This is a genomic window from Jejubacter calystegiae, assembly GCF_005671395.1.
In the GTDB taxonomy this organism is placed as follows: Bacteria; Pseudomonadota; Gammaproteobacteria; order Enterobacterales; family Enterobacteriaceae; genus Jejubacter; species Jejubacter calystegiae.
Map to the genome: position 1 here is coordinate 2,761,103 of NZ_CP040428.1, position 20,927 is coordinate 2,782,029.

General features: G+C 58.0%; 20 protein-coding genes. 17 read left to right on the plus strand and 3 right to left on the minus strand.

Annotated features, from left to right (window positions below; all coding sequences use genetic code 11):
- Positions 1 to 266: 266 nt before the first annotated feature.
- From FEM41_RS12580 to FEM41_RS12600, 5 genes are all read left to right on the plus strand, one after another.
- A complete protein-coding gene (locus tag FEM41_RS12580; RefSeq protein WP_138096300.1) occupies positions 267 to 746 on the plus strand; it encodes a (2Fe-2S)-binding protein in 480 nt (159 codons plus the stop codon).
- Complete coding sequence (locus FEM41_RS12585) at positions 743 to 3,004, plus strand: xanthine dehydrogenase family protein molybdopterin-binding subunit (protein WP_138096301.1); 2,262 nt, start codon at positions 743 to 745, stop codon at positions 3,002 to 3,004. Before FEM41_RS12580 ends, FEM41_RS12585 begins: the two co-directional genes overlap by 4 nt.
- Positions 3,001 to 4,299 carry a cytochrome c gene (locus tag FEM41_RS12590; protein WP_138096302.1) on the plus strand — a complete coding sequence of 433 codons (1,299 nt, stop codon included), beginning with the start codon at positions 3,001 to 3,003 and terminating at the stop codon, positions 4,297 to 4,299. The genes FEM41_RS12585 and FEM41_RS12590 overlap by 4 nt, the downstream gene beginning before the upstream one ends.
- A gap of 10 nt (positions 4,300 to 4,309) precedes the next feature.
- Positions 4,310 to 4,765, plus strand: coding sequence for a MarR family winged helix-turn-helix transcriptional regulator (locus FEM41_RS12595; RefSeq protein ID WP_138096303.1), 456 nt, complete (start codon positions 4,310 to 4,312; stop codon positions 4,763 to 4,765).
- Positions 4,766 to 4,890: 125 nt separating this feature from the next.
- On the plus strand, positions 4,891 to 5,142 hold the full coding sequence (locus FEM41_RS12600; protein ID WP_138096304.1) for a hypothetical protein: 252 nt from the start codon (positions 4,891 to 4,893) through the stop codon (positions 5,140 to 5,142).
- A 10-nt stretch (positions 5,143 to 5,152) separates the two neighbouring features.
- Here the strand turns inward: FEM41_RS12600 and FEM41_RS12605 are convergent, their stop codons facing one another.
- The gene (locus FEM41_RS12605; protein WP_138096305.1) at positions 5,153 to 5,572 is read right to left on the minus strand and encodes a lysozyme inhibitor LprI family protein; all 420 of its coding nucleotides are present in this window, start codon (positions 5,570 to 5,572) and stop codon (positions 5,153 to 5,155) included.
- A 172-nt stretch (positions 5,573 to 5,744) separates the two neighbouring features.
- Here FEM41_RS12605 and FEM41_RS12610 point away from each other — a divergent pair, with 172 nt between their 5' ends.
- Entirely contained in the window at positions 5,745 to 6,686 is a 942-nt protein-coding gene (locus FEM41_RS12610; protein ID WP_138096306.1) for a LysR family transcriptional regulator, read from the plus strand.
- On the opposite strand, the gene FEM41_RS12615 is transcribed toward FEM41_RS12610, so the two are convergent.
- Together FEM41_RS12615 and tcuC are read right to left on the minus strand one after the other, a co-directional pair.
- A complete protein-coding gene (locus tag FEM41_RS12615; protein ID WP_138099186.1) occupies positions 6,638 to 7,330 on the minus strand; it encodes a substrate-binding domain-containing protein in 693 nt (230 codons plus the stop codon). The two genes, FEM41_RS12610 and FEM41_RS12615, sit on opposite strands and share 49 nt — an antisense overlap.
- Before the next feature lie 86 nt (positions 7,331 to 7,416).
- On the minus strand, positions 7,417 to 8,712 hold the full coding sequence (tcuC, locus tag FEM41_RS12620) for an MFS transporter (RefSeq protein WP_138096307.1): 1,296 nt from the start codon (positions 8,710 to 8,712) through the stop codon (positions 7,417 to 7,419).
- Positions 8,713 to 8,868: 156 nt separating this feature from the next.
- On the opposite strand from tcuC, the gene FEM41_RS12625 reads away from it, so the two are divergent.
- From FEM41_RS12625 to hpaC, 11 genes are all read left to right on the plus strand, one after another.
- A complete protein-coding gene (locus tag FEM41_RS12625) occupies positions 8,869 to 9,426 on the plus strand; it encodes a DUF924 family protein (RefSeq protein ID WP_138096308.1) in 558 nt (185 codons plus the stop codon).
- 293 nt (positions 9,427 to 9,719) lie between these two features.
- Complete coding sequence (gene xylE / locus FEM41_RS12630) at positions 9,720 to 11,195, plus strand: D-xylose transporter XylE (protein WP_241666492.1); 1,476 nt, start codon at positions 9,720 to 9,722, stop codon at positions 11,193 to 11,195.
- A 266-nt stretch (positions 11,196 to 11,461) separates the two neighbouring features.
- On the plus strand, positions 11,462 to 12,751 hold the full coding sequence (locus FEM41_RS12635) for a fumarylacetoacetate hydrolase family protein (RefSeq protein WP_138096310.1): 1,290 nt from the start codon (positions 11,462 to 11,464) through the stop codon (positions 12,749 to 12,751).
- A complete protein-coding gene (gene hpaE / locus FEM41_RS12640; protein ID WP_138096311.1) occupies positions 12,748 to 14,202 on the plus strand; it encodes a 5-carboxymethyl-2-hydroxymuconate semialdehyde dehydrogenase in 1,455 nt (484 codons plus the stop codon). The genes FEM41_RS12635 and hpaE overlap by 4 nt, the downstream gene beginning before the upstream one ends.
- Positions 14,203 to 14,227: 25 nt before the next feature.
- Positions 14,228 to 15,118, plus strand: a complete 891-nt coding sequence (gene hpaD, locus FEM41_RS12645; RefSeq protein ID WP_138096312.1) for a 3,4-dihydroxyphenylacetate 2,3-dioxygenase — start codon at positions 14,228 to 14,230, stop codon at positions 15,116 to 15,118.
- Positions 15,119 to 15,121: 3 nt separating this feature from the next.
- The gene (locus FEM41_RS12650; RefSeq protein WP_138096313.1) at positions 15,122 to 15,508 is read left to right on the plus strand and encodes a tautomerase family protein; all 387 of its coding nucleotides are present in this window, start codon (positions 15,122 to 15,124) and stop codon (positions 15,506 to 15,508) included.
- 3 nt (positions 15,509 to 15,511) lie between these two features.
- On the plus strand, positions 15,512 to 16,315 hold the full coding sequence (hpaH, locus tag FEM41_RS12655) for a 2-oxo-hept-4-ene-1,7-dioate hydratase (protein WP_138096314.1): 804 nt from the start codon (positions 15,512 to 15,514) through the stop codon (positions 16,313 to 16,315).
- Positions 16,316 to 16,324: 9 nt separating this feature from the next.
- Positions 16,325 to 17,125 carry a 4-hydroxy-2-oxoheptanedioate aldolase gene (hpaI, locus tag FEM41_RS12660; protein ID WP_138099187.1) on the plus strand — a complete coding sequence of 267 codons (801 nt, stop codon included), beginning with the start codon at positions 16,325 to 16,327 and terminating at the stop codon, positions 17,123 to 17,125.
- Between the two features lie 16 nt (positions 17,126 to 17,141).
- On the plus strand, positions 17,142 to 18,035 hold the full coding sequence (gene hpaA / locus FEM41_RS12665; RefSeq protein WP_421804265.1) for a 4-hydroxyphenylacetate catabolism regulatory protein HpaA: 894 nt from the start codon (positions 17,142 to 17,144) through the stop codon (positions 18,033 to 18,035).
- Positions 18,036 to 18,542: 507 nt separating this feature from the next.
- Positions 18,543 to 20,105 carry a 4-hydroxyphenylacetate 3-monooxygenase, oxygenase component gene (hpaB, locus tag FEM41_RS12670; protein WP_138096315.1) on the plus strand — a complete coding sequence of 521 codons (1,563 nt, stop codon included), beginning with the start codon at positions 18,543 to 18,545 and terminating at the stop codon, positions 20,103 to 20,105.
- Positions 20,106 to 20,117: 12 nt separating this feature from the next.
- Positions 20,118 to 20,636, plus strand: coding sequence for a 4-hydroxyphenylacetate 3-monooxygenase, reductase component (gene hpaC / locus FEM41_RS12675; RefSeq protein ID WP_138096316.1), 519 nt, complete (start codon positions 20,118 to 20,120; stop codon positions 20,634 to 20,636).
- The last annotated feature ends 291 nt before the right edge of the window (positions 20,637 to 20,927 follow it).

A 20,927-nucleotide genomic window follows, 5' to 3' on the forward strand; every position in this document is an offset into this window, starting at 1 on the left:
CCAGTGGTCCCCATGCTACGCCTGTTTCCGGCATCGGGTCGCGGCGAAAACTCACATTTGCGGTTTTTTGAACAAAAAAGAAGTGTACACACTTTTAGTTAAAAATATTAATAACAATTTTGTATTATCTGCAACACTATATTAACTAAAAGATGGCGATATGGTGGGTTTTTTTATCGGGTGGCCAATCCGTCTGATATGGAATTTACAGCGTCATCACTTTTAATTGTATTTTATGTAAACGGAAGACGGGCAAGGTGAGCAGGATGAAACTTCAGGTAAACAATAAATACTATCTTCTTGATGACGTTGAACTTTCAACGCCGCTTCTCTATGTGTTACGCAACGATCTGGCGCTGAACGGCGCAAAGTTTGGCTGCGGGCTGGGCGAGTGCGGCGCCTGCACCGTGCTGGTGGATGGCAAACCCGCCCGGGCCTGCCAGCTTCCGGTCTCGACCCTTGAAGGGCGGGCGGTGACGACGCTGGAAGGGCTGGCGCCGGATGAAACGCATCTGCATCCGGTACAGCAGGCGTTTATTGATGAACAGGCCGCGCAGTGCGGTTATTGCACCAATGGCATGATCATGACGCTGGTCGGGCTGTTCAGAGAAAAACCGAATGCGACCCGCGCCGAGATTAAAAGCGCGCTGGCCTTCAATCTGTGCCGTTGCGGCACCCATATGGAGATCCTCCAGGCCGCCGAACGGGCGAAAGCCATTATCGCTCAGGAAGGAGGTGCGCTATGAACCAGATGGGCATGACCCGCAGGCAGATGCTGAAGATGGGGGGCATCCTGATGGTCTGCTCCGCAATTCCGGCCCCCCTGCTGGCCGCCGCGTCACAAGAAAGCGATGGCGCCTTTGATAAACCCCTCGACAGGCTCAGTAGCTTTATCGCGATTGCTCCGGACGGCAGCGTTACCGCTTTTAGCGGTCATGTCGACCTGGGAACCGGCATCCGTACCGCACTGGCGCAGCTGGTGGCGGACGAGCTGGCGGTGGCGTTTGACAGCGTCACTATGGTGCTGGGAGATACCGATAAAACGCCCGACCAGGGGCCGACTATCGCCAGCGCTACCATTCAGGTCGCTGCTATTCCGCTGCGTCAGGCGGCGGCCCAACTGCGGACGCTGCTGATACGATTGGGTGCCGAACATTTCGGTGTATCGGTACAGAACATGGAGGCAAAGGACGGCAGACTGTATCCCGCAGGAAAGGCGGGCGAAAGCATTGGCTATGGCGAAATGGTTCAGGGCCAGTCGCTGGTGCTGCCGCTGGATAGCGATATTCTCCTGACCCGGGAGCGTCGCTATATCGGCCAGCCCGTACCCCGGGTTGATATTCCGGCTAAAGTCAGCGGGGGAACGGCTTTTGTGCACGACATACGGTTACCGGGCATGCTGCATGGCCGGGTAGTCAGGCCGCCTTATGTGGGGGCAGACAGCAGCGCGCCCCTGGGCCATTCGCTGGTATCGGTGGATAAAGACTCCATCGCCCACATTAAAGGTATCGTGAAGCTGGTGGTGATCGGCGACTTTATTGGCATCGTGGCGCAAAGAGAGGAGCAGGCTATCGCCGCCATGTATGCCCTTAAGGTGGAATGGAAACCATGGTCAGGGCTGCCGGATCTGTCGCGTAAAGGGTTGCATCAGACCCTCTCCGACCTGCCAAAAACTCCGCGCCAGTTGCGTAAGGATGAAGGCGCGGACGACGCCTGGAATCAGTCGCCGGTCCGGCTGAGTCGGGATTATGTCTGGCCGTTTCACGCGCACGCCTCCATCGGTCCTTCCTGCGCTGTGGCTCACTTTACTGACCCGCAGCACCTGGAGCTCTGGTCGGGCAGCCAGGCGCCGCACGATCTGCGTAAGGAGCTGGCGACGCTGATGAAGATGGATGAGCCGCAGATTGTGATTCATCGCCATGAGGCCTCTGGCTGCTATGGGCGAAATTGTGCCGACGATGTGACTGCCGATGCGGCGTTGCTGGCGCGTGCGGTGGGGAAACCGGTGCGCGTACAGTTAATGCGCGAACAGGAAATGGGCTGGGAGCCTAAGGGAACCGGGCAACTGATTCGCCTGCAAGGGGGGCTTACGCAGAATCATGAGGTGAATGTTTACCGCATGCAGACCTGCTATCCCTCCAACGGCTCAACGACTCTGGCGCTATTGCTGACCGGCGCGGTGGACAATCAGCCGGTAGTTCTGCAAATGGGGGATCGCACCGCCATTCCCCAGTATCAGTATCCGAAGATGGACGTGGTCTGCGAGGACGCGGCCCCGGTGGTGCGCTCTTCCTGGCTGCGCGGTGTATCGGCGTTGCCTAACGTCTTTGCCCATGAATCCTGGATTGATGAGGTGGCCTGGATGGCGGGGGTCGATCCCATCGCTTATCGTCTGCGCTACCTGAAAGATCCCCGGGCTATCGCCATGGTTGCGGCATTAAAGAAACGGGCCGACTGGCAGGAGGGGGCGGCGTACCAGCAGCGCCCGCGCGACCAGCGGATCCTGAAGGGCAGGGGATTCGCTTATGCACGCTATTTTCACAGTAAGTTTCCGGGATTCGGCGCCGCCTGGGCTAGCTGGATCTGCGATGTCAGCGTTGATACGCAAACTGGCCAGGTGACGGTCGATAGGGTTTTTGTGGCCCACGACTGCGGCATGATGGTTAACCCGGCCGGGGTACGGCATCAGGTACACGGCAACGTGATTCAGTCCACCAGCCGGGCGCTTAAGGAGTTTGTCTCCTTTAACAGCGGCGCTGTGACCTCTGCCGACTGGGGCGGTTACCCCATCCTGCGTTTCGATGAACTTCCCGAGGTGGACGTTTTGCTGATTGAAAATCCGGACCAGCCGCTGATGGGGGCCGGAGAGTCAGCGTCGGTGCCCAGCGCGGCGGCCATCGCCAATGCCATATTCGATGCGGCCGGTATCCGGCTGACGGAGGTGCCCTTTACGCCGAAGCAGGTGCTGGCGGCGCTGCGTAATCACAGGGAGAAAGCACAATGAATCTCAAAAAATGGAGCGCCGGTGTGGCAGGAGTGGCCGTTATCGCCGTCGTTGTGGGGATGGCTCTGACTTCCCATTCCACCATCGATCCCGTATCGCCCCCGCAGGCCGGACACTTTAGCCATGATGAGATAGCCCGCGGGCAGCAGTTGTACCAAGCGGGGGACTGCGCCGTTTGCCATACTCGCCCTGGTGGAAAACGCGACGCTGGCGGTCTGGCGCTGAACTCGCCGATGGGCGCTATCTATAGCACCAATATCACCCCCGATCCGCAATATGGCATTGGTGGCTGGTCGTTCGAAGCCTTCCGCCGGGCGATGCGTGAAGGCATTGACCGGGAAGGCAACCACCTCTACCCGGCGTTTCCCTATACCGCCTATACCCACGTTAGCGATGGAGATCTGAAGGCGCTCTACGCCTGGCTGATGACCCGCCCGGCAGTGCATGAAGCGGCGCCGGAAACTGACCTTGGTTTCCCTTTCAATATTCGGCGCGGGATCTGGCTGTGGAATCAACTGTTTTTGGATAAGGGGCCACTGCCGGTCGCCCGGGTGCCGGAAGGTCTGGACCCGGCTCGCTGGGAGCGGGGACGCTATCTGGTGGAAGGACTGGGCCACTGTAGCGCCTGCCACTCGCCCCGCAATCTGTTATTCGCCGAAAAGGGCGGCGAGTCTCATCTGGGGGGCGGGGAGGTTGACGGCTGGGTGGCTCCGGCCCTGAATGCCCAAAGCCCGGCGCCGCATCGCTGGCAGGAAGAGGATCTCTATCAGTTCCTGAAAACCGGTTACTCGCCGCGTCACGGCGCTACGGCAGGCCCGATGGCGCCCGTTATCAAAGAGGGCACCTCGGCGCTGGCGGAGAGCGATTTGCGGGCGATAGCGACTTATATCGCCGGATTGCAGAAGGATCGGACCGATCGCCCGCTGCTGCCGGTTAAGGCGATAGAGAGCGCTACGCTGCGGTCCACGGACAGCGAAGGTGCGCGGTTGTATAGCGGTGCCTGTATGGCCTGCCACGCCCAGTCGCTCGGTGCCGATATGCACGGCGTGCGGCCCTCTTTGCAGCAGGCGACCCAGTTTCACCTGGCGACGCCGGATAACGCGATTCGCGCGGTGCTTGATGGCGTGACCGAACCGGCCAGCGACGGGCTGGGCACCATGCCGGGATTTCGTCACAATATGAATGATAGCCAGGTTGCGGCCCTGTTAAACTTCATTCGTCAGCAGGTAGCGGGCCAGCCGACGTGGCCGGACCTGGAGCAGCGGGTACGGGCAATCCGGGCGGAGCGCCATTAATCACGGGAGTATGAGTACGATGCAGGATAAATCGCAAAGGGAAGACGACGGATATGACTTTACCCGTCAGGTGGGGCATTTGCTACGCAGGGTCCACCAGCGCTATGTGGCTATTTTCCAGAATCACATTAGCGACCCGCAACTGACTGCGGTGCAGTTTACTACCCTTTGCGCACTGCGCGATCGTGGTCCCAGCGCCCAGCGCGATCTGGTGGATTATACCGCTGTCGATCAGGCGACGATTCGGGGGATAGTCGCCCGCCTGAAGGCGCGGGGGCTGGTTGAGCTGGGGCCGGATCCCGAAGACGGGCGCAAGGTGATTGTGATGCTGACGTCCGCGGGCGCGGAGCTTCTGGATCAGGTAATTCCCGCTGCCAGGGGGATCACCGAACTGGCTTACGGGGAGTTAAATCCGGCGGAGCGGGTGGCGCTGGATTATCTGCTGCGCAAAATGCTGGCGTCCTAATCTTTTCCATTTATGGCGGAAATAACGCACCGGCAGCGTTTTTGACTATGCTAGATCAGAGGCTGTGAAACGGAGCGTTTGATGTCGTAGCCACAGGGAGTGGCCCCGTAAATGGAAAGGAGAAAATGATGAAACCTGGCGTTCAGTCTGTGCCCTGGCTGTGGTTGGTCGGTGGTCTGTTTTTCTGGTGTTATCAGGCTTTCCAGTTGGGCGAGGAGCGCGCGAGCGGACCTTCCCCTGTCCGTATCTTTTCCGCGCTGCTCATCTGGTCGGTTTTACATGCCCTGCCAGTGTTGATCTGGCTGGCTATTCGCTATTCCGTGCGGCGGGTGGCCTGGCGGCGCCAGCAGAAAGCGCTGCCAGAAAAGTGGCTTTAGCCAACCGGTGTCAGCTCAGTGGCCAGTTGGCGTCTTCCAGCTGTAGCGTACGTTCAATCGTCATATTCATCATGCAGCCAGCGCTGTCTGTGGCGCCGCCGCTTCCTTTGCCGGTGACGGCCAGGCATTGACTGTCACGGAAAGCCAGCCATTTACGCTGGGCGTCGCGCCATTGCTGCGGGCTCATGACCGAAGAGAACATCTCTTTCCAGACTTTATTCAGCCGCTGGTCCCAGCGTTCACGTTCGCTTTCCATGCAGTCCACCATATCCAGGGTGCTGACGCTGCGTGCCATGCAGTCGCGGTAAGTCTGGCTGTAGGGGCGCGCCATAAACTCCGGGTTAGTGGTGTCGCGGCTGCCAGGCATGGCGGCAAACGCGGGCAGAGCGAGGGCGAAAAGAGTGAAAAACTGAAATATAAAACTACGCATTGTTATTATTCCGGTATAAAAAACCTATTACAGTCTTCGCGGACGATAGCGTCAAGTCCGGCCAGGGCGTGAGGTTGTTATTTGGTTGCAAATTCTCCGTCAGTATGTTTAAAGAAATGTAAATTAAAAACGGTATTATACGGGTATAACGACTGACCAGTAGCAGCAACCTATGTCTATTAATTTTGATTTAAACGATCTGCAGGCTTTCCGGGCGCTGGTGGAGCACGGCAGCTTTCGGGCGGCGGCGGAAGCGGTGTTTATCTCCCAGTCGGCCCTGAGCCGCCGTATCGATAAACTGGAAAGCGCCCTTGGGGTGCGGCTGTTTGAGCGCACCACCCGCCGGGTACGGCTGACCACGCCGGGGCGTACCTTTGCACCAAGGGTGGAGCGACTGTTGAATGAACTGGATGACGCCCTGATTGGCGTTAGCGATAACGCGCCAGGTCGCCACGGGCGGCTGACCGTAGCCTGCGTCCCTTCTGCCGCTTACTACTTTATGCCAACGGTGATTGCCACCTTTAAACAGCGCTATCCCGGAGTGCATATCCGGCTGATGGACACCAGCGCTGGCACCGTCTGCCAGGCGGTGCTGGATGGTCAGGCCGATTTTGGGCTGAGCTTTTCCGGTAGTCTGGATCCCGATATTGAATTTGAGTGGCTGGTGCAGGAGCGCTATGTGGCGGCCTGCCGCCGCGACCACCCGCTGGCCAGCCATCGCAGCGTCAGTTGGGCGGATTTCTACGCCTGGGACTACATCTCGCTCGATAAAGTGTCGGGGAACCGATTGCTGTTGGATCAGGCGCTGGCGCATGCTACGCCGTCGCGCCCCAGCGTCTGTGAAACCCGCCATGTCACCACCATGCTCGGTATGGTCGAGGCCGGACTGGGGATTGCGGCAGTACCGGTCATGGCGCTACCCGGCGGCGCTCACCCGATTCTGACCAGCGTGCCGTTGGTGGAGCCGGAGGTGGTGCGTCAGGTGGGGATTATTAAACGCCGCGGCCGGATGCTGACTCCGTTGGCCGCGGCGCTGGAAGCACTGGTGATTGAAATGAAGGGCCCTCAGGTGGCGGGAACCGAATCCAGACCGGTGGCGCGCACCTGCGACTGAACCTCTTTAGAGGCAAGATAGCGCAGCAGCGCTTTGGCTTCGTCTGCGTGTTCGGCGTTGGCTGGCACGGCACCGGCGAAGCGGGTCACCTTCTGAACTGATTCAGGAATCTTGCCGATAAAGGTGACGCCTTTCACCGGCAGCAGTTCACTGACCTGCTGGAAGCCTATCTGATACTTGCCGCTGGCAACCTGAGAGGCGACCGGCACGCGTTCCACCATCTGCCCCCTCTGGCTCAGCGCCTGCTTAACGCCTAACTGGTTCAGCAGCGTATCCTGCACGTAGCGGCCGCTGGCGCTGTCGGACCAGGCCACCGATTTAGCGTTCAGCAGCGTCTGACGCAGGGCCTCAACGCTTGCGATATCGGGCTTTGCATCACCGGCGCGGACTACGGCGCCAATTCGTGAATCCGCCAGTTCCGTTCGGGTGCCGGGCATGATTTTTCCCTGCTTGATCAGGCCGTCCAGCGCGTAACCCACCATAATCACCACATCGGCCTTTTCACCGCGCGCCAGCCGGTTGGGGATAGCCTGGGGCGAACGTCCCATTGACGGGCCATGTACGATTTTCAGGGTATCTCCGTGGCTGTCACTATATTCCGGCGCCAGCTTATCCAGGGCGGCGCTGAAGCCGCCAGAGATCATCACGGTTAACGGTGCTGCGCTGGCCTGGCCTGCGGCCAGCAGCACAATCAGACAGCATAATTTTACGATACGCACCTTCACTCTCCTTATTTAGTGGCAGGTTGCAGGCGTGGGACGCTGCGATGATAAATCCACAGCGTGGCGCACAGCGCACACAGGGCGGCAAAGCTCACCCAGTAGCCTGGAGCGGCTTTATCGCCGGTGAACTGAATCAGCGCCGTAGAGATGGCCGGGGTAAAGCCGCCGAACACCGCCGTCGCCAGGCTGTAGGCCAGCGAAAAGCCGGATACCCGCACTTCGACCGGCATAATTTCGGTCAGCGCCGGAATCATAGCGCCGTTATACAGGCCGTAAAGGCAGGAGAGCCACAGCAGAACCCCCAGCATCATGCCGAATCCGGGCGCACCGGCCAGCAGCGACAGGGCGGGCCAGGCGGTCAGCATCGCCAGCAGGGTCATGGCAATCAGCAGCGGACGGCGGCCAAAGCGGTCCGACAGCGCGCCGCCAATGGGCAGCCAGATAAAGTTAGAGATGGCGACCAGCAGGGTGACCAGCAGACTGTCTGAGGCGCTCAGGTGCAGTACCCGCTTACCAAAGGTCGGAGCGTACACGGTGATCAGGTAGAAAGCGGTGGTGGTCATCGCCACCATCATCATACCGGCCAGTACGGTGCTCCAGTGTTTGACCAGGGTCTGGAAGATCTGGCGCAGCGAGGGGTGATGGCGTCGCTGGTTAAAGGCTTCGGTCTCTTCCAGGCGGCGGCGCAGCATAAAGATAAAAGGAACGATCAGGCAGCCCACCAGGAAGGGGATACGCCAGCCCCAGCTGTGCAGGGCGCTTTCATCCAGAAACTCGCTCAGGGCAAAACCGAGTCCGGCGGCCACCATGATGGCCACCTGCTGGCTGCCGGACTGCCAACTGGTATAGAAGCCTTTGCGGCCTGGGGTGGCTATCTCTGACAGATAGACAGAAACGCCCCCCAGTTCGGCACCGGCCGAGAATCCCTGCAACAGGCGGCCGATCAGTACCAGCACCGGCGCCCACAGTCCGATGGTTTCATAACCGGGTACCAGTACAATCAGAAAGGTGCCGCTGGCCATAATCGATAATGTGAGGATAAGTCCCCGACGGCGTCCCACCTTGTCGATCCAGCCCCCCAGGATAACGGCGCCCAGCGGGCGCATCAGGAATCCGGCGCCGAAGGCGGCGAAGGTCATCATCAGCGAGGCGAATTCACTTTCGGCCGGGAAAAAGGCGTGGGCGATGTAGGTGGCATAAAAGCCAAACAGGAAGAAGTCGAATTGCTCAAGAAAATTGCCGGAGGTGACGCGCAGGATCGCGCCAGCCTTTGCCCGGAGGGTACGGGGCTGGTCAGGGGTCATGATGTTCTCCATTTGTTATTAGGCTGTATTTATTTTTGTAACGAAGAGACTGGCGCAAAAAACCGTCGTTTATAAGTGCATTTTGGGCAACGATTTATGCGTGTGACGCATCATACTCAGGAAGCCGCTGTGCTTAGATAAGGGCTGGAGGAAGGCATGGACTATCGCGAGATTCTGCATTTCTGGTTTAGCGAGCTGAAACCCGGCCAGTGGTTTCGCCAGTCAAACCGTACCGATACCCGAATTCGTACGCGTTTTTTTGACGTCTGGCAGGCCGCGACGCGCGGTGAACTGGCCGGGTGGCGGGGGAATATCAGCGGTCGGCTGGCGGAGATTCTGGTGCTGGACCAGTTTTCCCGTAACCTGTGGCGCCGTGACGCGCGGGCTTTTACCCAGGATGGCATGGCACTGGTGCTGGCTCAGGAGGCGCTGCGCCAGCCGGACTTTGGCGCGCTGGGGCGTGTGCGGCGTAACTTTATTCTGATGCCGTTTATGCATGCGGAATCGGCCGTGATTCAGGCACAGGCGCTGCGGTTATTCGATATACCAGGCAATGAGCAGACGCTACGCACGGCGCGTCAGCACCACTTTTTGATTGCGCAGTTTGGCCGCTACCCGCACCGTAATGCGGTACTGGGCCGGGACTCCACCCCCGGGGAACTGGACTTTATGGCGCGTGAATCCTTTGCCTTTATGAAGCGGCCATCAGGCTGAATATTTTCGTTTTAAAGCAATTATGATTTTTGGTTTTTCCGGCGCCAGAATGAGTAATTGTGAAAATAATCACATTAATGGTTTTTTATCGTTAGATGTTAATAAAGTTTGAAAAGCATCAAAAAAAATATAATTCATAATCGGGTTGTCAAAAATAGCAATTGTTCCCCCCAGACGGTCATCTGATGATAGTGGCCGCGTAGAGGCTATTCCATTGGGCTCTACTGGGCCGGCAGATGAGCTCCCGTAACGGGGCCGGTCGGTATAATATTCGGGAACAAGGGCAGGTAAAGATGACCACGCAAAATTCTTCCTCCTATGTGTTTACAATCACCCTGGTGGCCACGTTGGGGGGGCTGCTTTTTGGTTATGATACCGCGGTGATTTCAGGCACCGTCGAGTCACTCAATAAGGTGTTTGTTGAACCACAGGGGCTGAGTGAAGGGGCCGCGAACTCTCTGTTGGGATTCTGCGTGGCCAGTGCGCTGATTGGCTGTATTATTGGCGGAGCGATGGGCGGTTATTTAAGTAACCGCTTCGGTCGCCGTAATTCGTTGAAAATTGCAGCGCTGTTGTTTTTTATTTCCGCAGTAGGATCGGCCTGGCCGGAAATGGGCTTCTCCGAGATTAATCCAGAAGGCGGCATTCCTTATTATCTCTCTGGTTACGTCCCTCACTTTGTTATTTATCGTATTATCGGTGGTATTGGTGTCGGGCTGGCTTCTATGCTTTCCCCCATGTATATCGCTGAAGTGGCGCCCGCCAATATTCGCGGTAAGCTGGTCTCCTTTAACCAGTTCGCCATTATTCTGGGCCAGTTGCTGGTCTACTGCGTCAACTATATTATTGCCCGCTCCGGTGATGCCAGCTGGCTGCATTCCGACGGCTGGCGTTATATGTTCGCTTCCGAGGCGATTCCGGCGCTGCTGTTCTTCGGGTTGCTGTATACCGTACCGGAAAGCCCGCGCTGGTTGATGGCCCGCGGTCAGAGCGAGCAGGCGCAGGGCGTACTGACCCGGATTATGGGTCAGGCGCGTGCCGCAGTGGCGATGCAGGAGATAAGCCATTCTCTGGAGGTCGGCAAACGGACCGGCGGTCGCCTGCTGATGTTTGGCAGCGGCGTGATTATCATCGGCATCATGCTGTCGGTGTTCCAGCAGTTTGTGGGAATTAACGTCGTGCTCTACTACGCGCCGGAAGTCTTTAAAACCCTGGGGGCCAGTACCGACGTTGCGCTGTTGCAGACCATTATCGTTGGGGTCATCAACCTGAGCTTCACCGTGCTGGCGATTATGACCGTCGATAAGTTTGGCCGTAAGCCGCTGCAGATTATCGGCGCGCTGGGCATGGCTATAGGGATGTTCGCCCTTGGCACGGCGTTCTATGCCCACTGGTCCGGCGTGGTCGCGCTGCTGGCAATGCTGTTCTACGTGGCGGCTTTTGCCATGTCCTGGGGCCCGGTGTGCTGGGTGCTGCTGGCGGAGATATTCCCTAACGCGATTCGCGGTAAAGCGATGGCGATTGCGGTGGCGGCCCAGTGGCTGGCGAACTACTTCGTCTCCTGGACTTTCCCGATGATGGATAAGAACTCCTGGCTGGTGTCGCACTTTAACAACGGCTTCTCGTACTGGATTTATGGCGCTATGGGCATACTGGCGGCGCTGTTTATGTGGAAGTTTGTACCGGAAACCCGCGGCCGTTCTCTGGAAGAGCTGGAGGAGCTGTGGGGAAACACGCAGGCGGCGGAGGTGAAAACCGCGCGTACCTGATAGCGCTCATCATTGCATAATGAAAGCCGGCCACGTAAGTGGTCGGCTTTTTGTTTTTATATTAATGAACTGTCATTTCCGTTCATTTCCCGCCTTACGGCGTGCGAGGCTATATCTATTCTGGCTGAAAGATGCGTTTATCCCCGCTGTTTTCTAATCTGTTGTCTTGATCACATTTCTATAACAATCCCTTGATTCCTGATCGCAAACCGATCTATTACTCATTCATTAATATGTTAATGATTAATGTATCTCAGGGGAGAGCCATGAAGAGAACCATCTTTGCCGTTGCGCTTAACCACCAGAGCCAGATTCAGGCCTGGAACGCCGCCTTTCACCAGTCTCCCTACCAGGCGCCGCCCAAAACACCGGTCTGGTTTATCAAGCCGCGTAACACCTGGCGTACCAGCCATCAGACCATTGCGCTGCCAGAGGGGGAAAAGACCTTCAGCGGCGCTACGGTGGGGCTGGTGATTGGGGAAAAAGCGCGCCGGGTTACTGAGGCTCAGGCCGCACAGCATATTGCCGGTTTTGTGCTAGCTAACGAATTGAGCCTGGCCGAAGAGAGCTTCTATCGTCCGGCCATCCAGGCGAAGTGCCGGGATGGTTTCTGCCCGACAGGGGAGATGGCGCCGCTTAGCGACAGCCACGGGCTGGAGATTGTCACCGAAGTGAATGGCGAAGAGCGCCAGCGCTGGTCCACAACGGAGCTACAGCGTGGCGCAGAACAACTGGTCGCGGCACTCAGCGACTTCGCCACCCTGATGCCTGGCGATATCATTCTGATGGGCACTCCCCAGCAGCGTATCGCCGTTGAAGCCGGTGACGAAGTGGTCGTGCGGGCCACCGGGCTGCCGGCGCTGGTCAACCGCTTCGTCGCAGAACAGACGCCGCAGCCGCAGCCTCAGGAACAGGGGCATCCCACCTTTTTCGCCCTTGGACTGAATTACGCCGACCATGCCAGCGAGCTTGACTTTAAAGCGCCGGAATCGCCGCTGGTGTTTATCAAGGCCGCGAATACCCTGACCGGAGATAACGCCGTTAGCGTGCGTCCGGACAATGTCGACTACATGCATTACGAAGCGGAACTGGTGGTGGTGATTGGCAAAACGGCGCGCAATGTTTCCCGCGAACAGGCGCTGGATTACGTTGCCGGTTACACCCTGTGTAACGACTATGCGGTACGTGACTATCTGGAAAACTACTATCGCCCCAATCTGCGGGTAAAAAGCCGCGACACCCTGACCCCGCTACACCCGAACGTGGTGCCCCGCGACCAGGTGCCGGACGCCCAGAATCTGACCCTGAAGACCTTTATCAACGGCGAACTGCGCCAGAGCGGCACCACCCGAGACATGGTGTTCGATGTGCCTTTCCTGGTCTCCTGGCTCAGCCAGTTTATGACGCTACAGTCCGGCGACATGATTGCCACCGGCACGCCGAAAGGGCTGGCCGACGTTCGGCCCGGCGATGAAGTGGTGGTGGAGATCGAAGGCGTGGGGCGCCTGACCAACCGGATCGTCAGCGAGCAACAGTTTGAGGAGAGCCTGAAATGAAAAAGATTAACCACTGGATCGACGGAAAAAACGTGGCGGAAAACGACTATTTCACCACGGTAAATCCGGCCAACGGTGAGGTGCTGGCGGAGGTCGCCTCCGGTGGCGAACAGGCCGTTAATCAGGCGGTAGAGGCGGCAAAGCGCGCTTTTCCTAAGTGGGCCAATACCCCGATGAAAGAGAGGGCGCGCCTGATGCGCCGCCTGGGGGAACTGATTGACCAGAACGTGCCGCAGATTGCCGAAATGGAAACCGCCGACACCGGCCTGCCGATTCATCAGACCAAAAACGTGCTGATTCCCCGGGCTTCGCACAACTTCGAATTCTTTGCCGAGGTGTGTCAGCAGATGAACGGCCGCAGCTACCCGGTGGATGACCGGATGCTCAACTACACCCTGCTGCAACCGGTGGGTGTGTGCGCGCTGGTGTCGCCGTGGAACGTTCCCTTTATGACCGCCACCTGGAAGACCGCTCCTTGCCTTGCGCTGGGCAATACCGCGGTACTGAAAATGTCCGAACTGTCGCCGCTGACCGCCGACCGGCTGGGGGAACTGGCGCTGGAAGCCGGGATCCCCGCCGGGGTGCTGAATGTGGTGCAGGGTTACGGCGCCAGCGCTGGCGATGCCCTGGTGCGTCACCAGGATGTGCGCGCCGTCTCTTTTACCGGCGGTACTGTAACCGGTCGCAACATTGTGAAGAACGCCGGGTTGAAGAAGTTCTCTATGGAGCTGGGCGGTAAGTCGCCGGTGCTGGTGTTTGAAGATGCCGATATCGAGCGGGCGCTGGACGCTTCGCTGTTTACCATTTTCTCGCTGAACGGCGAGCGCTGTACCGCCGGGTCGCGCATCTTTATTCAGGAAAGCATCTATCCGGAATTCGTGAAACGTTTTGCCGAGCGCGCTAACCGACTGCGGGTGGGCAATCCTACCGATCCCGATACCCAGGTGGGGGCGCTGATTAGCCCGCAACACTGGGAAAAGGTTTCCGGCTATATCCGTCTGGGGATTGAAGAGGGAGCAAGGTTACTGGCGGGCGGTCCGGATAAACCCCAGGGGCTGGAGCACGGTAACTTTCTGCGCCCGACGGTGCTGGCGGATGTCGATAACCGGATGCGGGTGGCGCAGGAGGAGATCTTCGGGCCGGTAGCCTGCCTGTTGCCCTTTAAGGACGAGGCGGAAGGGCTGCGGCTCGCCAACGACGTGGAGTACGGGCTGGCATCTTATATCTGGACCCAGGACGTCAGTAAGGTGATGCGCCTGTCGCGCGGCATTGAGGCAGGCATGGTGTTCGTCAATACCCAGAATGTGCGCGATCTGCGCCAGCCGTTTGGCGGCGTTAAGGCATCGGGCACCGGCCGGGAAGGGGGCGAATACAGCTTCGAGGTTTTTGCCGAGCAGAAAAACGTCTGTATCTCGTTTGGCGACCATCCGATTCCGAAGTGGGGCGTATAAGCCTCATCCTCAAAAGGAGTGAGTTATGGGTAAGTTAGCGCTGGCAGCCAAGGTAACGCATGTTCCCTCTATGTATCTCTCTGAGCTGCCCGGCAAACATTACGGCTGTCGCCAGCAGGCCATCGACGGGCATCATGAGATCAGTCGCCGCTGCCGCGAGCTGGGGGTCGATACCCTGATTATTTTCGACACCCACTGGCTGGTGAACAGCGCCTATCACATCAACTGCGGCAGCCACTTTAAGGGGACTTACACCAGCCACGAGCTGCCGCACTTCATTCGCGATATGGAGTATGAATGCGATGGCAACCCGGCGCTGGGGCAGCTTATTGCTGACGAGGCGGTAGAGATGGGCGTTCGCGCCAGAGCGCACGCCATCGACTCCCTGACCCTGGAGTACGGCACTCTGGTGCCGGTGCGCTATATGAACAGCGATCGCCACTTTAAGGTGGTCTCTGTCTCTGCGTTCTGCACCGTTCATGACTTTGCCGACAGCCGTCGTCTTGGCCAGTCGGTTCGCCGCGCTATTGAAAGATATGACGGCACCGTGGCGGTGCTGGCCAGCGGCTCTCTCTCGCACCGCTTTATCGACGACCAGCGTGCCGAAGAGGGGATGAACGCCTGGACCCGCGAATTCGACGAGCAGATGGATAAGCGGGTGGTCAAGCTGTGGCGCGAAGGCAAATTCGCCGAATTCTGCCGCATGCTGCCGGAGTACGCCGACTACTGCTATGGCGAAGGCAATATGCACGACACCGTGATGCTGATGGGGCTGCTGGGCTGGGATCGCTACACCGGTCACGTGGAGTTCATCACTGAACTGTTCCCCAGCTCCGGCACCGGTCAGGTGAACGCCGTGTTCCCGCTGGAAGGATGCCCGCAGTCAGCGCCTGAACCTGTTCGGGCGGAGGGATAACCGATGCCGCACTTTATTACCGAATGCAGCGAAAATATTCGCACAGAGGCGGATCTTCCGGGGTTGTTTCAGCAGGTTAACCGTCTGCTGGCGGAAAGCGGCCTCTTTCCGTTGGGCGGCATTCGCAGCCGCGCCCACTGGGTGGATACCTGGCAGATGGCGGACGGCGCTCACGACTACGCCTTTGTCCATATGACCCTGAAGATTGGTCACGGCCGTACTCAGCAGCAGCTTATGCCGGTGATGGAGCAACTGTTCGCCTGCATTTGTGAACATTTCGCTGACCTGATGGCGCGGCGCTATCTGGCGCTATCGCTGGCGGTGGAAGAGCTCCATCCGCAGCTCAATTTTAAACAGAACAACGTCCATGCGCTGTTTCGCAAGGAGTGATGCATGCTGAATGACCAAACCGTCGCGCAACTGGCGGATGAATTAAACCAGGCGGAAAAGGGGCGCGAGCAGATTCGCCAGCTATCGCTGCGCCATCCGGAGATGACCATTGAAGACGCCTATGCGGTTCAGCGCCGCTGGGTGCAGAACAAAATCGCCGAAGGACGGGTGCTTAAAGGCCATAAAATCGGTCTGACCTCGAAGGCGATGCAGGCCAGTTCGCAGATTGACGAGCCGGACTACGGCGCGCTGCTGGACGATATGTTCTTTGACGACGGTAGCGATATCCCTTTCGGGCGCTTTATCGTGCCGCGTGTGGAAGTGGAGCTGGCTTTTATTCTGGCGAAACCGCTGCGCGGCCCGAACTGCACGCTGTTCGATGTTTATAACGCCACCGATTACATCATTCCGGCGCTGGAGATTATCGATGCCCGCTGCCATAACGTCGACCCGCAAAGTGGTCGTCCGCGTAAGGTGTTCGATACCATTTCCGACAACGCCGCCAATGCCGGGGTGGTGATCGGCGGCCGCCCCATTCGCCCCGATGCCCTGGATCTGCGCTGGATTTCGGCGTTGCTCTACCGCAACGGCGTGATCGAGGAGTCCGGCGTGGCGGCGGCGGTGCTTAATCACCCGGCCAATGGCGTGGCGTGGCTGGCCAATAAACTGGCGCCCCATGACGTGCAACTGGAGGCCGGGCAGGTGATCCTGGGGGGCTCCTTTACCCGTCCGGTTCCGGCCCGCAAGGGCGATACCTTCCAGGTGGATTACGGGAATATGGGGTCGATTAGCTGCCGCTTTGTCTGAGGAGGCATGATGTTTACCAACACCTTTAAACAGGCGCTGCGTCAGCGCGAACCGCAGATTGGATTATGGCTGGGGCTGGCGAATAGCTATAGCGCCGAACTGTTGGCCGGCGCCGGGTTCCATTGGCTGTTGATTGACGGCGAGCATACGCCTAACGACGTGCGCTCGGTTCTGGGACAGCTTCAGGCCATCGCGGCCTACAGCAGCCATCCGGTGGTGCGCCCGCCGTGGAACGATCCGGTGGTGATCAAACAGCTTCTGGATACCGGAGCCCAGACCCTGCTGATCCCGATGGTTCAGAATGCCGACGATGCCGCCCGGGCGGTCAGCGCCTGTCGTTATCCGCCCAATGGCGTTCGGGGCGTGGGCAGCGCTTTGGCTCGCGCGTCGCGCTGGAATAGGGTGGCGGACTACGTTCAGCGCGCCGACCAGCAGATCTGCCTGCTGGTACAGATAGAAACCCGTCAGGGGGTAGAAAACCTGGAGGCGATTCTGGCGGTGGAGGGCGTGGATGGCGTATTTATCGGCCCGGCGGATCTTAGCGCCGATATGGGCCATGCCGGAAACCCTGCACACCCTGAAGTGCAGGCGACGATTGAATCCTGTATCGCAAAAATTCTGGCGGCGGGAAAAGCGCCCGGCATTCTGATGGCTAATGAAGAACTGGCCCGGCGCTATCTGGAACTGGGGGCGCTGTTTGTGGCCGTTGGCGTGGATACCACGCTACTGGCCCGCAGCGCCGAGGCGCTGGCCGCCCGTTTTACCGCGCTACCGACGCCGGTTATCCACGCAGATAAATCGGTCTATTAGAGGGCGGGAGCAGAGGATGGAAACCATGGAAAGCCACGGATTACATACCTTTGAAAATATCAATATCGGTCAGGAGTACGATGCCCGCTACGCCCGTGACGATGTGCACTACGAAACCTTTGCCAGGCTGGCGAACTTCTTCGGGCGTGACATGCGCCCCCACTGGCACGATCGCTATTTTCAGATGCACTTTCTGGCCACCGGCAAGATAACCCTGCAACTGGACGATCACTTCTATGCCGTGCGGGCGCCGCTGTTTGTCCTGACGCCGCCGTCGGTGCCGCACGCGTTTTTCACCGAACCGGACAGTGACGGTCACGTGCTGACGGTGCGCCAGGAGCTGGTCTGGTCGCTGGTGGAAAAGTTGTGGCCCGCCAGCAGCGAGGCGATCAACTCCCGGGGAATCTGCCTGTCGCTGGAATCATCGCCCCAGACGCTGGCGGCCCTGAATCGCTACTGGCCGCTGATTGTTGATGAGTTCCGAAGAAAGGAGCAGGGCAGGGATCTGCTACTGAATAATATGGCTCAGGCAGTTTTTACGTTACTGTTGAGGGTGGCGCTGCCGAATGATGAGTCGCTGTGCAGCGTGCGCGGTGAAATGCGGCTGTTCCAGCGTTTTAACCGGCTGGTGGATGAGGCGTTTCGCCATCATCGGACGGTACCGGAGTATGCCCGACAGCTGGGCGTTAGCGAATCGCGGCTGACCGAACTGTGCCGCCGTTTTTCCAACCAGTCGCCTAAACGGATGATTCTGGAGCGTATGGCCCGGGAAGCCCGGAGAATGCTGCTTTATAGCTCGTGTAGCGTGAATCAGATAGCCCTGAGCCTGGGCTATAAAGACCCCGCCTATTTTGCCCGCTTCTTCCACCGGATGGAGGGATGTTCTCCCACCCGTTACCGAAGCCGCTAACTAAGGAAACCGCCCCTGACGGAGCGGTTACCGGGCTTACCTGCCTGCTGTGTTGACGACCAGCAGGAATGTGTTGTGAGAAATACTCCAACCTCCATTCCCGGCTGACAGCAACGCACCAGAAACAACGAGCACAATACAAAAGTACCGTTTCATTGTGCGGTCCATGCTATAGACCGCTTCACGGCATTACCACCGGAGATATCACCGCGAATACAAGCACTGGATCGTGCCTGCGTTACGTTGTGTAACACAGCCCTGCTGGAAAGGCCGCTTACCTGACCAGCACAAAAAAACCGCCGTAACGGCGGTTTTTTTGTGCCTGAATGATGCCACGCCTGCAAAATTAGCACGTTTTTTGACCGCGATCGCACTTTACCGTCTGCCGGGGAAAAGTACCGGTGAACGCCTGAAAAGTCTCTTCCGACTCTGGCCCCTCACGCCTAAATTTGATTAACCAAAACAAAACATATTTTTAACAAACTTCCGTTATGACGTGAGGCAATTATGAAACCAGAACAATATCGCGCCGCCACTCACCGCCCCTTTACTGGCGAGGAGTACCTGAAAAGCCTGCAGGACGGGCGTGAGATCTATATTTACGGTGAACGGGTTAAAGATGTCACCACTCATCCGGCATTTCGCAATGCGGCAGGATCGGTCGCGACGTTGTATGACGCGCTACATGCCCCAGAGAGCCACGACAACCTGTGCTGGCAGACCGATACCGGCAACGGCGGCTATACCCACCGCACCTTCCGCTTCGCCCGTTCCGGCGCCGAAATTCGCCAGCAGCGTGACGCCATTGCCGACTGGTCTCGCCTGAACTATGGCTGGATGGGGCGCACGCCGGACTATAAAGCCGCCTTTGCCTGTTCGCTGGGGGCTTATCCTGAATACTACGGCGACTTTGCCGATAATGCCCGCAACTGGTATCAGCGCATCCAGGAGGCCGGGCTCTACTTTAACCATGCCATCGTCAATCCGCCTATCGATCGCCATAAGCCCAGCGATGAGGTTAAAGATGTCTATGTGCAGGTAGAGAAAGAGACCGATGCGGGGATTATCGTCAGCGGCGCTAAGGTGGTAGCCACCAACTCGGCCCTGACCCATTACAACTTTATCGGCTTCGGCTCCGCCCAGGTGATGGGGGACGATCCCCGTTTCGCACTGATGTTTGTCGCGCCCATGGATGCCAACGGTGTAAAACTTATTTCCCGCGCTTCCTATGAACTGGTGGCCGGGATGACCGGATCGCCATTCGATTATCCGCTCTCCAGCCGCTTTGATGAAAATGACGCCATTCTGGTGATGGATAAAGTGCTAATCCCCTGGGAGAACGTGCTTATCTATCGCGATTTCGACCGCTGTCGCCGCTGGAGCGTAGAAGCCGGGTTTGCGCGCCTTTACCCGATGCAGGCCTGCGTTCGCCTGGCGGTGAAGCTCGACTTTGTGACCGCGCTATTGCAGAAAAGCCTGGAGTGCACCGGCGTCGTTGAATTTCGCGGCGTGCAGGCTGCGCTGGGGGAAGTTGTGGCCTGGCGCAATCTGTTCTGGTCGCTGAGCGATGCCATGTGGGCCCAGGCGCACGAGTGGCGCAACGGCGCCTGGCTGCCGGATATGCAGGCCATGCAGACCTACCGCGTAATGGCGCCCATGGCTTACAGCAAAATCAAAAACATTATCGAGAGTAATGTCACCAGCGGGCTGATCTATCTGCCTTCCAGCGTGCGCGATCTTAATAATCCGGAAATTGACCGCTATCTGGCTCAGTACGTGCGCGGCTCTAACGGTATGGATCACGAACAGCGGATTAAGATCCTCAAGCTGATGTGGGACGCCATCGGCAGCGAGTTTGGCGGACGCCACGAACTGTACGAAATCAACTATGCCGGCAGTCAGGACGAAGTGCGCCTGCAATGCCTGCGCCACGCCCGCGGTAGCGGCAATATGGACAGCATGATGGAGATGGTGGATCGCTGCATGGCGGACTACGACCGCGACGGCTGGAAAGTGCCGCACCTGCACAACAACGATGACATCAACAAACTCGACGGCATTGCGAAGTAATGGGAGGTGACCATGTCTGATACCGAACAGCAGCGCTTACTTTTCCGCGACGCTATGGCGAATCTGCCTGCCGCCGTGAATATCGTGACCACCTGCGGCGAGGCGGGGCGCTGCGGCATTACCGCCACGGCGGTCTGCTCAGTGACCGATACGCCGCCGACGTTAATGGTGTGCATTAACCGCAACAGCGCCATGAATCCGGTTTTCGAGCGCAACGGGAAAATGTGCATCAACGTGTTGAGCCACGCCCAGGAAGAGATGGCGCGCCACTTTGCCGGAATGACCGACGTTGCCATGGAGCAGCGCTTTGCCCTGGATGGCTGGCATGAGGGAGCGCTGGGCCAGCCGGTACTACACCAGGCGCTGGCGAGCCTGGAAGGGGAGATTTGTGAAATCCAGAGTATTGGCACCCACTTTGTCTATCTGCTGGAGATTTGCCATATCAGCGTGGCCCGGGAAGGCCATGGTTTAATCTACTTCCGCCGTCGTTTTCATATTACGCCCCATGAAGAGATGATGGCTCCGGCATGACATTATGCCTTCTTCCGTCGGGAAGAAGGCGCCTGGAATTTTAAGTTGCTATTCTTATTATACGTTAATAATGGTATATTAGTACGTTTTATTCTAATTTTTCACTAGTTGTCTTGTCGCCATTTCGAAATGGTATGGGTCGTGGTTTATCTCATTAGGAAAATAACTGCTCATGTCTGCCTGAAAAAAAAATATTCCTAATCTTTGAGTCGGGAGTAGTCTGGTTTCCGACTGTGCCTGTTTACTTTTTCACGTCATCCATGCAAAGTCACTGTTATTACCGGGTTTTGG

Bases quoted from the DNA above. Each gene is read 5' to 3' on its own strand.
- FEM41_RS12580 (WP_138096300.1), top strand. From the start codon at position 267: ATGAAACTTCAGGTAAACAATAAATACTATCTTCTTGATGACGTTGAA.
- FEM41_RS12585 (WP_138096301.1), top strand. From the start codon at position 743: ATGAACCAGATGGGCATGACCCGCAGGCAGATGCTGAAGATGGGGGGC.
- FEM41_RS12590 (WP_138096302.1), top strand. From the start codon at position 3,001: ATGAATCTCAAAAAATGGAGCGCCGGTGTGGCAGGAGTGGCCGTTATC.
- FEM41_RS12595 (WP_138096303.1), top strand. From the start codon at position 4,310: ATGAGTACGATGCAGGATAAATCGCAAAGGGAAGACGACGGATATGAC.
- FEM41_RS12600 (WP_138096304.1), top strand. From the start codon at position 4,891: ATGATGAAACCTGGCGTTCAGTCTGTGCCCTGGCTGTGGTTGGTCGGT.
- FEM41_RS12605 (WP_138096305.1), bottom strand. From the start codon at position 5,572: ATGCGTAGTTTTATATTTCAGTTTTTCACTCTTTTCGCCCTCGCTCTG.
- FEM41_RS12610 (WP_138096306.1), top strand. From the start codon at position 5,745: ATGTCTATTAATTTTGATTTAAACGATCTGCAGGCTTTCCGGGCGCTG.
- FEM41_RS12615 (WP_138099186.1), bottom strand. From the start codon at position 7,330: ATGATCTCTGGCGGCTTCAGCGCCGCCCTGGATAAGCTGGCGCCGGAA.
- tcuC (WP_138096307.1), bottom strand. From the start codon at position 8,712: ATGACCCCTGACCAGCCCCGTACCCTCCGGGCAAAGGCTGGCGCGATC.
- FEM41_RS12625 (WP_138096308.1), top strand. From the start codon at position 8,869: ATGGACTATCGCGAGATTCTGCATTTCTGGTTTAGCGAGCTGAAACCC.
- xylE (WP_241666492.1), top strand. From the start codon at position 9,720: ATGACCACGCAAAATTCTTCCTCCTATGTGTTTACAATCACCCTGGTG.
- FEM41_RS12635 (WP_138096310.1), top strand. From the start codon at position 11,462: ATGAAGAGAACCATCTTTGCCGTTGCGCTTAACCACCAGAGCCAGATT.
- hpaE (WP_138096311.1), top strand. From the start codon at position 12,748: ATGAAAAAGATTAACCACTGGATCGACGGAAAAAACGTGGCGGAAAAC.
- hpaD (WP_138096312.1), top strand. From the start codon at position 14,228: ATGGGTAAGTTAGCGCTGGCAGCCAAGGTAACGCATGTTCCCTCTATG.
- FEM41_RS12650 (WP_138096313.1), top strand. From the start codon at position 15,122: ATGCCGCACTTTATTACCGAATGCAGCGAAAATATTCGCACAGAGGCG.
- hpaH (WP_138096314.1), top strand. From the start codon at position 15,512: ATGCTGAATGACCAAACCGTCGCGCAACTGGCGGATGAATTAAACCAG.
- hpaI (WP_138099187.1), top strand. From the start codon at position 16,325: ATGTTTACCAACACCTTTAAACAGGCGCTGCGTCAGCGCGAACCGCAG.
- hpaA (WP_421804265.1), top strand. From the start codon at position 17,142: ATGGAAACCATGGAAAGCCACGGATTACATACCTTTGAAAATATCAAT.
- hpaB (WP_138096315.1), top strand. From the start codon at position 18,543: ATGAAACCAGAACAATATCGCGCCGCCACTCACCGCCCCTTTACTGGC.
- hpaC (WP_138096316.1), top strand. From the start codon at position 20,118: ATGTCTGATACCGAACAGCAGCGCTTACTTTTCCGCGACGCTATGGCG.